Consider the following 8,140-nt stretch of genomic DNA (forward strand, 5'->3'; position numbering starts at 1 on the left):
CTCTTCAAAGAGTTTGCGGAGCACCTCCATTTTGACCACGCGGTTGCCACCAACGTTTATGCCGCGAAGGAAGGCAATGTATCGGCGCATGGCACCCTAGTTAACCGCGTCGTAAGACTGGCGAATCCAAGCAAGCACCTGGTCATCGATATGTTCGGTGCTGGTAATACGGATGCGGTGCGTAACCATGGCATTCCAAGTACCGGAAAGTTCTAGGCGTCCCTCAGGCTCCACACCTTTGAGTTTGACCCCAATGTGCATACTGTCAGCAGAGGAGGGCTGCACAATGGCAAACTTCCGCTCATGCTTCAGCAGGCTGATGTAGCTATTGGTAGGGTCAGCGGAGACGTCTTCCCCAAACTGGGAGACTTTCGCAAAAAGCTGCTCGTACGGCTTGCGCCACACTGCTTTAGTCCCATTAAAGAGCTCGTCTAACTTCAACTTGTCAGATTTGCCTGGCCCCGGTTGGAGAATTTCGTGGGCTACCAGGTTGGCGTGGCCATGGCCTAGGCCGAACTCCTTTTTAACCCAAGTAATGATTTCCCCATGACGCATCGTTGGCTTTTTGGCATAAAGCGCCCGAAAGTCATCCATTGTCTTACCGGTTTTGGCAGTGATGTTGTTGATGTAGGATTGGTATCCTGACGTTACTTCTTCCGCCATAGGTTTGTGGAGAATTATGAGGTCGTGTACTGCCTTTGTACCATTTTTACGCGCCCACGTCGAACGTCTTTACGCAAAAAGCAGTTTGACGAGGCTGAGAAGGATAACGGTAGCCAGTACAACCTTGATCCAGGCAGATCCCTTTTCTACAGCCAGTTCCACCGCGATGACCGTACCAAGGATGCCACCTGCGACCAACGGGATGATAAAGCCCCAAGAAATAAGGCCGCTGCGTATGTACGCATACGAGACCACGACAGACATTACCAAGGTGACAACGCTCGCGTTTGCGGAGGCAGTAATGACATTCTCACCACCCAGCCTAATGTAGAGCAGCATAAGGAGAGTACTGAAGGCTGCACCGTACAAGCCCCCATATATCCCCAGTAAAAAGCTGCCAATAGCAATGAGCACATAGAAGTACGGGTTCACCGGGCGCTTTTTCAAGTCTTTGAGGTTTATCTTGAGGACAACCAACAGGGCAGCGGCCATGAAAGCAGCTGCAAGGTAGCGCAGGACTTCGTCCGACATACGGAGCGTAAGGAAGGCCCCTAGGAAAGAGGCAGGCAACGTCCATAACGATGACCAGATGCTGACCTTCCAATCTATGACCTTTTTGCGTTGAAAAGCCAGAATGCTCACTAGCTGAAGGAAAACCGAGACCACCCGCACATGGGCAATGGCAGGAAGAATAGGAATACCCATCAGGGTAAAGAGTGGAATGAAGACCAAGGCTGCACCGCCAGCAATGGTGGCGTAGAGCGATACGAGGAAGCTTAGGACAAAAAGCCCGACGAAGCCAAGAAGGGTAACGTGCTCCACGCTATTTCCAGCCTTCCGGTGCGTCAATTGCCCCGTACGGGCACTGCGTTTCACCTACCCGTACTGCCCATCCGGAATCACCCCAGGAATAATGCCAGTACTCGTCCCGGCAGTTGGAAAAACCAACCGAAAGCATGGCTTCCACCAAATGCATCCGGTAGCCCCGTGTTACTGGGTCAATCTTGGTTGTCCAGGTATGGGAAAAGCTCCAATCATCGATGTCCGGCGGGATGACATCCACAAACGACCCGTCATGCCGTTGCAGCACCACATCTACTGCAGCACCTGTGGAGTGGCCAGGAGGGGCGGGGTGATCTATGGGTGCAACGTACCGGTTTACCATCCGGCGGAGCATGTGCTCTGGCCATTCGGGGTGAGCCAGCTTGTACCGGTCGTAGTGCCTGTCCCAAATAGCCTTTTGCATTGTAAGGTCACGGTGAGCCGAGAAAACATGCAACCTGAATTCAGGGTCAATGAGCAGGGAGGCCTTCCTCAGCATCTCGGCCACAGGCGCACGAAGGAATGGTGTCACCTCATGGCCAGGGGTTGTCCTGAAGGTTATCCCGGTAATGGTGCGGATATCCACCAAAGGATCGCCGTTCTCAACGATCTTTATTTTGTCGAGCGCCAGTTGCGGCTCCGGGACTCCTATTCCTTGCATGGTGTAACTGTAGCAAAACCAGAGGCTTACCGCCTCTTTTGCCTTGCTGGGCCACTTTTCCGCCGACTCTTTTTTGAGGATCCCTTGAGACGGGCAAGGAATGAGTCACTCATGTACGACCGCAAGCTGGCCAACTTATTGAGCGCCGTATACTGCTGCATACTGAGCTCCGTGAGGGATACCGCCCCACCCGCAATGCCGCGTACCCGTTCCTGCACCTTGTGCAGGGAAACAGCTTGGATGCGTTGACCGGACTCCTTCTGCACATTTCTCCTCTCTTCCTCCAACCGCCCATGTAGCCAGGCACCGCAAAGCTCTACAAAAAGATGCCGCGTCTGAGGGGTACTTTCCGTAACTGGCGTGCTGGCACCTTTAATTGTCTTGCCATTGCAGCGGATTAGCCAGCGGCGGGCCAGTCCGCCTTGGCTTGGATCAAAGAATACCTTCCCTGGCGTTGCTTTAAAGAGATGTGGGGCAGCGGACTCTAACCACATAGGGTCAACCACTGTAAGGTCTTGCACCAAGTGGAGGGTTTCCAAGCCGCGCGGAGTGGCTACCTCGAGGTTAAAAGGAGTGCCGGTCATGATTCCGCTCCGTGCCACCACCGTACCACCAGAGAGCTCCCGCTTCTTCCCGCCAAGCAAGGAAACGACATTCCGCTCATCTGCCATCACCCAGACTTGGTCAATTTGCCCCGCCACAATGCAGCGCATTAGGAGGGCATCTTCACCCTTATCAATTGGATAGAGCTCGGTAAGGGGGAGACCCAAGTCTTCAGCTAGGCGCTCAATGACTTCCGCGGCTTTGGTCACACTTTTGGCCACAATTCCTAAATCCTCATACTGCTCGGGGTCTATTTGTGGCAGAGCCAAATAGACATCGTAATGTGCCAAAAGGTCAGACTTATTGTGCGTAGCATACTGCAGCCAACCTAAGTATTTGGTGCCGCCACGAATAATGCCGCCTACTTCCTGGATCGCAATGATCACGGCCAACTTCAGTTTCATGGCCGCGGGCAAGTCTTCTACTTCTACCAACATGCGGGCATAACGGGACTCCACCGGGAAGCGCTCCATCTTATGTCCAATTTCTGTCACCTCACCCGCAACTGTCATGGCACCCAGGGTTACCAGGGTTTGTTTGGCTTGCTGGATTGCCTCAATCCCAGGAGTGTGGAAAAACTCCAGCTCCTCAATGTCTATACCAACACTCGCCAGCCTTAGTACGAGGCGGTCCAGGTGAGTACGAAGGATTTCCGGAATGGCATAAGCTGGCCGCTCTTCTAGGAACGCGCACGGCATGCGGTCCAGGGCGGCAAGAATATATTCGCCCGCCTTAGTACGTCCGGCCCGGCCTGCACGCTGTAGGCAGTCTGCACGGGAAACTTGCGCAATGAATAGCCCTTCAATCCCGTGATGAATTTCTATTCGCCGCTCAAGCCCAGAATCAATAACAGTGTCGATATCATCAATAGTCACGCTAGTCTGTGCAATATTGGTGGAAAGGACAACCTTGCCGTTTGGATACGAAGCAAACGCCAGCTGCTGCTCCGCCGCTTCTAACTGGCTGTGCAGCGGAAGTACGGGCACGTCTTTGGACCCTGCCAAAGCCGCGAGACGGTCCGCAATGCTTTCTATCTCCGACTTTCCTGGCAAGAACACCAAAATGTTGCGCCCACCCAGTAATAGGTGGCGCTCCACTTCTTCCAACAAGTCGTCTGCCCGTCCCATGGTAATAGGGTGGCTGCGCCCAGGTACCGTAATGGGTGCAGGTGCATTGTAATACCCAGCCAAACTTACGGCATCAATAGTGGCACTCATTACTACTACCTTGAAGCTGGCGTCCTCTTGGCAACGCTTCTTGGACCAAGCAATAAGCACCTCCATGTTCTGGTTCCACTCATGGATTTCATCCAACACTAAAACCTGATGGTCACCAGCGCCCTCACCCGCTACTTCACGGACCAACTGCAAGCCATCCGTACAGTAGAGAATCACATTCTCGTCAGTGTCATCGCGTTCGTGGGCTGTGCGGTAGCCAACATGATGCCGCTCTTTGTGCCCATGGCGCTCTACCCATTCCTCACGCACCCTTAGTGAAAGATTTCGTGCAGCCAAGATGCGCGGCTGGGTCACAATCACTTTTTTGTAGCCGTGTTCTGCCAAGTACTGCGGAACTTGCGTGCTCTTCCCTGCCCCCGTTTCCGCGGTCAGGATTGTCACTTGGTTAGCATCAACCGAATCCAAAATCTGCTGCCGGTAATCAGCAATGGGCAGCTTGTCCGCATGGACGGAAAGCGCAACCTTGAGCTGCTCTATCCCGTCATCAAACTCATTCATAGGTCCAGCGTAATACTCACCGGACAGTGGTCAGAACCCATGACAGCTGGATGGATATCTGCCGCCACAACCTTGTCTTTAAGCGCAGCGGACACAAGGAAGTAATCGATCCGCCAACCCACGTTCCGTTCCCGGGCGTTGGCAAAATGGCTCCACCACGTGTAGTACCCATTGCCTTCTTTGAAGAGACGAAGGGTGTCTACAAAACCGGCGTCAATAAAGGCTTGGAAGCCTGCCCGCTCTTCTGCAGTGAAGCCCTTTTTGCCTTTGTTAGCCTTGGGATGGGTAAGGTCAAGTTCCGTGTGTGCCACGTTAAAATCACCACACATAACCACTGGCTTTTTCTTTTCCAGAAGTTGGCAGTATTCAAGGAAGGCGGGGTCCCAGTGCTGATGGCGGAGCGGGATACGGCTTAGGTCGTCCTTGGAATTAGGTGTGTACACGGTGACTAAGTAGAACTGGTCGTATTCCGCAGCAAGTACACGTCCTTCGGTATTAGGGTCACCATGCCCGTCATCGCCCATGCCGTACTTGTCCTGGATCTCCTGGGGAATACCCGGGATCACCGCGAGTGGCTCCGTTTTACTGTAGATAGCTGTGCCGGAGTAACCCTTCTTAACGGCAGAATTCCAGTACTCCTTGTAGTCAGGCAAGTCAAAAACGGCCTCACCGGGCTGGGCTTTGGTTTCCTGCAGGCAGAGCACGTCTGGGTCTTCCTGTTTAATGAAGGGCAAAAAAGCGTCTTTGCGGAGGACGGCACGAATGCCGTTTACGTTCCAAGAGTAGAGTTTCATATGTTTACGGTACCAGATGTTTCCCTAGCCGCCCATGAGGTAGCGGGAATTTTGGGTATGAAAAAAGCGCCACATTTCTGTGGCGCTTCGTTATTTGGGAATCCGGCGGTTAGGCCATCATCCATTTGACGAGCTCGTCGGTGATGAGCTCGTCGTTGATCTCTTCGTCGGTCTTCTGCACCCACGCCTTGACGTCACGAATGACGGTCAGGCCGCAGTTGTCGAACTTGTCGGCCATGCGCTTAAGGAAGGGGAAACCCCCGCCCTGGTTGGAGACACCGATGAACATGATGTAGACACCGTAGTTCTTATCTTGCATCTCCTGAAGCAGAGCTTCCATCTGACCCTCGTCGCTACTGGCGCCGTCCGTATTGAACAGGATGAGCGTCTTGCGACCTGCGCCCGTAGGAGCCGCAGTCGCAGCTGGCGCGCTACCGCCCCGATTGAACATCCCACCCAGGAGGCCGCCTGACTTCTGCGGAGCAGAACCAGCTGCGACCCAACCAAAGTGCTGGAGAGTCAGTCGGGTGACGTAGGAGTAGTCGGTTCCATAGCCGTAGCCGGGAACCTTGCCGATGATGTTCTTCGCTACATAGCCCTCCACCGTTGCCGGGGTGACCATACCAACGTGGTGCGCATGAGCAGCACCATTGCTGAACGTGAAGACATCCGCCTGTTGGTCGGGGTCGAAGACCATGGCCCAAGGGGTGAGTCGCACCAGGAGGTCATTAGTTAGACCATCCCGATGCTCATCATCATACGAACCGGAGACGTCAATGACGAATCCAACTTCGGCCGAGGGAACCCTGAGCGTGCCGCCACGCTTCTTGAGTGAGAGGCTGAGTTTATTCTTACTCTCCTCCATTTTGCTCAAATCAACTTTTAATGGCATTTATTTTCTCTCTCTTCCTCATTTCGTGAGGCGTTGCAAAATGTCGCCGAGACCTGCCCGCAAACCGTAAAGGTCTGTTTCCGTAGGTATCGGCTGCTGGAAAACGATGATCACACTCTCGATCCAACCAGGAAGTGCATTTCGCACTCCTTCGGTAATCTGCAGTTTCAGAATTCGGAGATTGCTCTCCGCCTGAGCCCGCACCACCATGCCGTGTCTGATGTTGGCAGCAGTCTTTGTAAGACTGGCACCCCTATCTTCCAAGGCTTGGATTAATCGAGTTTTATCCTTATCGACAAGCTTGTCGGCCAGGTAGCGAGCTGCGAGACTCTCAGCATCAATGGCAATGGCGAGCTTGTTAAACTCGTCTGCCAGTGCGAGAAGTTCCGCTTCCGCTTTGGCTATTTCGGGCAACGCTTGCTCGAGCAATCCCCTAAGCTGATCCAGCTCTGGTTTTCGCTCGTCAAATTCTTCGCGCGGATCATTCAGCTTACGGAACAATCCCTTGGCGGGCTTTTTGCTCAGTGCTTCATTAATCTCGTTCAGGAGGGTAAAGAGGCGGGTGAGATGTCTCCCGCTATCCTGCGCCTGCTTTAATCCGACAAGCTTCAGTGACTTTTCAGTCAGCTCGCCGTATGCACGCTGGCGCTCATCTCCCCACTGTACGCCTTTAGCGTCGGTGAGAAGCTTGATTATTACTCCTTTCAGAATGCGCTGTGCCTCCTCAAGCACGTCCGGCGGTGTGCCGGGCTCATACTTGAGTAGCTCCTCCCTTGTCACTTCCACACCTTTTCTCACCTCACCTGCGATGGCCGTTGCCTGTTTGACAGGCATGGTTTTCACGGGAGTAGGTTGTGTGGGTGCAGTCCTGGGAGGAATAGCCGTTGGAGGTGAGGCGGGCTGTGACACTTTTGGTGTCTCAACTGGCTTACTACCGCCCATCACCGTGACCTTCCGCTCCGGTGGAGCTTCTGGCTTTGGTTCAGGTGGTTTTTGTCCTCCTCCGATAACGGTCGGCTTTCGCTCTTGTGAAGCGTCAGCCGGCTTTGCAAAAGGTTGAGAGGGAGGAGAACCCCCACCTATCACCGTAACCTTCCGCTCTGGTGGAGCTTCTGGCTTTGGTTCAGGTGGTTTTTGTCCTCCTCCGATAACAGTGACTTTCCGTTCCCCAGGTGTTACGCCCGAGGTTTTCGTTTCTGATTCCTCAGGCATAATTGTCACCCCTCCTCCTTAGGAGAAGTTTTCCAGGATGTACTTGAAGTCGCCGTTGAATCCAACGCCGATCGGGGTATAAACCCAACCGGTGGACGGATCCAGCGTGAGCGTCCCCATCTGGACAGCGTCGAACTGCGCAAAGTTGGCCGTCAGCTCGTAGTCGCCGAGGATCCTGCCGCCGTCATCCTTAATGCGGATGCCGGCAGTCTTGACCTCTGCGAACGTTGCCGCCTTATGCGGGTGGATCGTAACGAAGATTGGAATCTCGTTGATACCTGCCGGCACCTTGGCGCCATCGATCGTGATGATCTCATCCACGTCAGCAATCTGCCCGTTGCGTGCGTCGCCGCTATGCGTCAGGGCACCTTCGACCGTGGAGAACGACTTGCCGTCGGCGTTAACCGGCAGCACGCCTTGATCGTTGGTCTTCACGCAATTGTACGTGCTACACACATGGTCGAGCGTGGACGCCTTAGCGCCAGAGCCGTCGTTCGTGCAGAGCAGCGCATGCCCATCGAGGTCGTGTTCGGAATCCCAGTAGAGCTCGACCGTAAAACGGGCGGGCTTGCTGAGGTTGAGCGAAAGCTTCTTGGGCGTTTCGCCCTTTTTGGTCAGATCAAGTTCTAGAGGCATTTTGTTTTTCTGAATCCTTGCGTGATTTTTGGTGCCCACACGCGGGCATACCGTAACCTAACGAGTTGACTCAACGCCGAAGCGCCGAGTTGGGTTGAACACTTTGTCCGAGCATGAGGAG

The 8,140-nt window shown here is 54.0% G+C and carries 8 protein-coding genes; all 8 read right to left on the reverse strand.

Translation table 11 applies throughout. The annotated features are described in order from the left end of the window. Nucleotides 1-96: 96 nt before the first annotated feature. The gene (locus tag VLA04_01135) at nt 97-663 is read right to left on the reverse strand and encodes a DUF4287 domain-containing protein (GenBank protein HSI20300.1); all 567 of its coding nucleotides are present in this window, start codon (nt 661-663) and stop codon (nt 97-99) included. 69 nt (nt 664-732) lie between these two features. After that, entirely contained in the window at nt 733-1,485 is a 753-nt protein-coding gene (locus VLA04_01140) for a sulfite exporter TauE/SafE family protein (protein HSI20301.1), read from the reverse strand. 1 nt (nt 1,486) lies between these two features. Next, nucleotides 1,487-2,146 carry a M15 family metallopeptidase gene (locus VLA04_01145; GenBank protein ID HSI20302.1) on the reverse strand — a complete coding sequence of 220 codons (660 nt, stop codon included), beginning with the start codon at nt 2,144-2,146 and terminating at the stop codon, nt 1,487-1,489. Between the two features lie 26 nt (nt 2,147-2,172). Next, nucleotides 2,173-4,485, reverse strand: a complete 2,313-nt coding sequence (locus VLA04_01150; protein ID HSI20303.1) for a helicase-related protein — start codon at nt 4,483-4,485, stop codon at nt 2,173-2,175. After that, complete coding sequence (locus tag VLA04_01155) at nt 4,482-5,279, reverse strand: exodeoxyribonuclease III (protein HSI20304.1); 798 nt, start codon at nt 5,277-5,279, stop codon at nt 4,482-4,484. The genes VLA04_01150 and VLA04_01155 overlap by 4 nt, the downstream gene beginning before the upstream one ends. Before the next feature lie 109 nt (nt 5,280-5,388). Next, complete coding sequence (locus VLA04_01160; GenBank protein ID HSI20305.1) at nt 5,389-6,171, reverse strand: VWA domain-containing protein; 783 nt, start codon at nt 6,169-6,171, stop codon at nt 5,389-5,391. Between the two features lie 18 nt (nt 6,172-6,189). After that, entirely contained in the window at nt 6,190-7,383 is a 1,194-nt protein-coding gene (locus tag VLA04_01165) for a hypothetical protein (GenBank protein HSI20306.1), read from the reverse strand. Nucleotides 7,384-7,401: 18 nt separating this feature from the next. Then, nucleotides 7,402-8,019, reverse strand: a complete 618-nt coding sequence (locus VLA04_01170) for a TerD family protein (protein ID HSI20307.1) — start codon at nt 8,017-8,019, stop codon at nt 7,402-7,404. Between the last annotated feature and the right edge of the window lie 121 nt (nt 8,020-8,140).

Source organism: Verrucomicrobiia bacterium, from assembly GCA_035460805.1.
Lineage (GTDB): Bacteria > Patescibacteriota > UBA1384 > CAILIB01 > CAILIB01 > DATHWI01.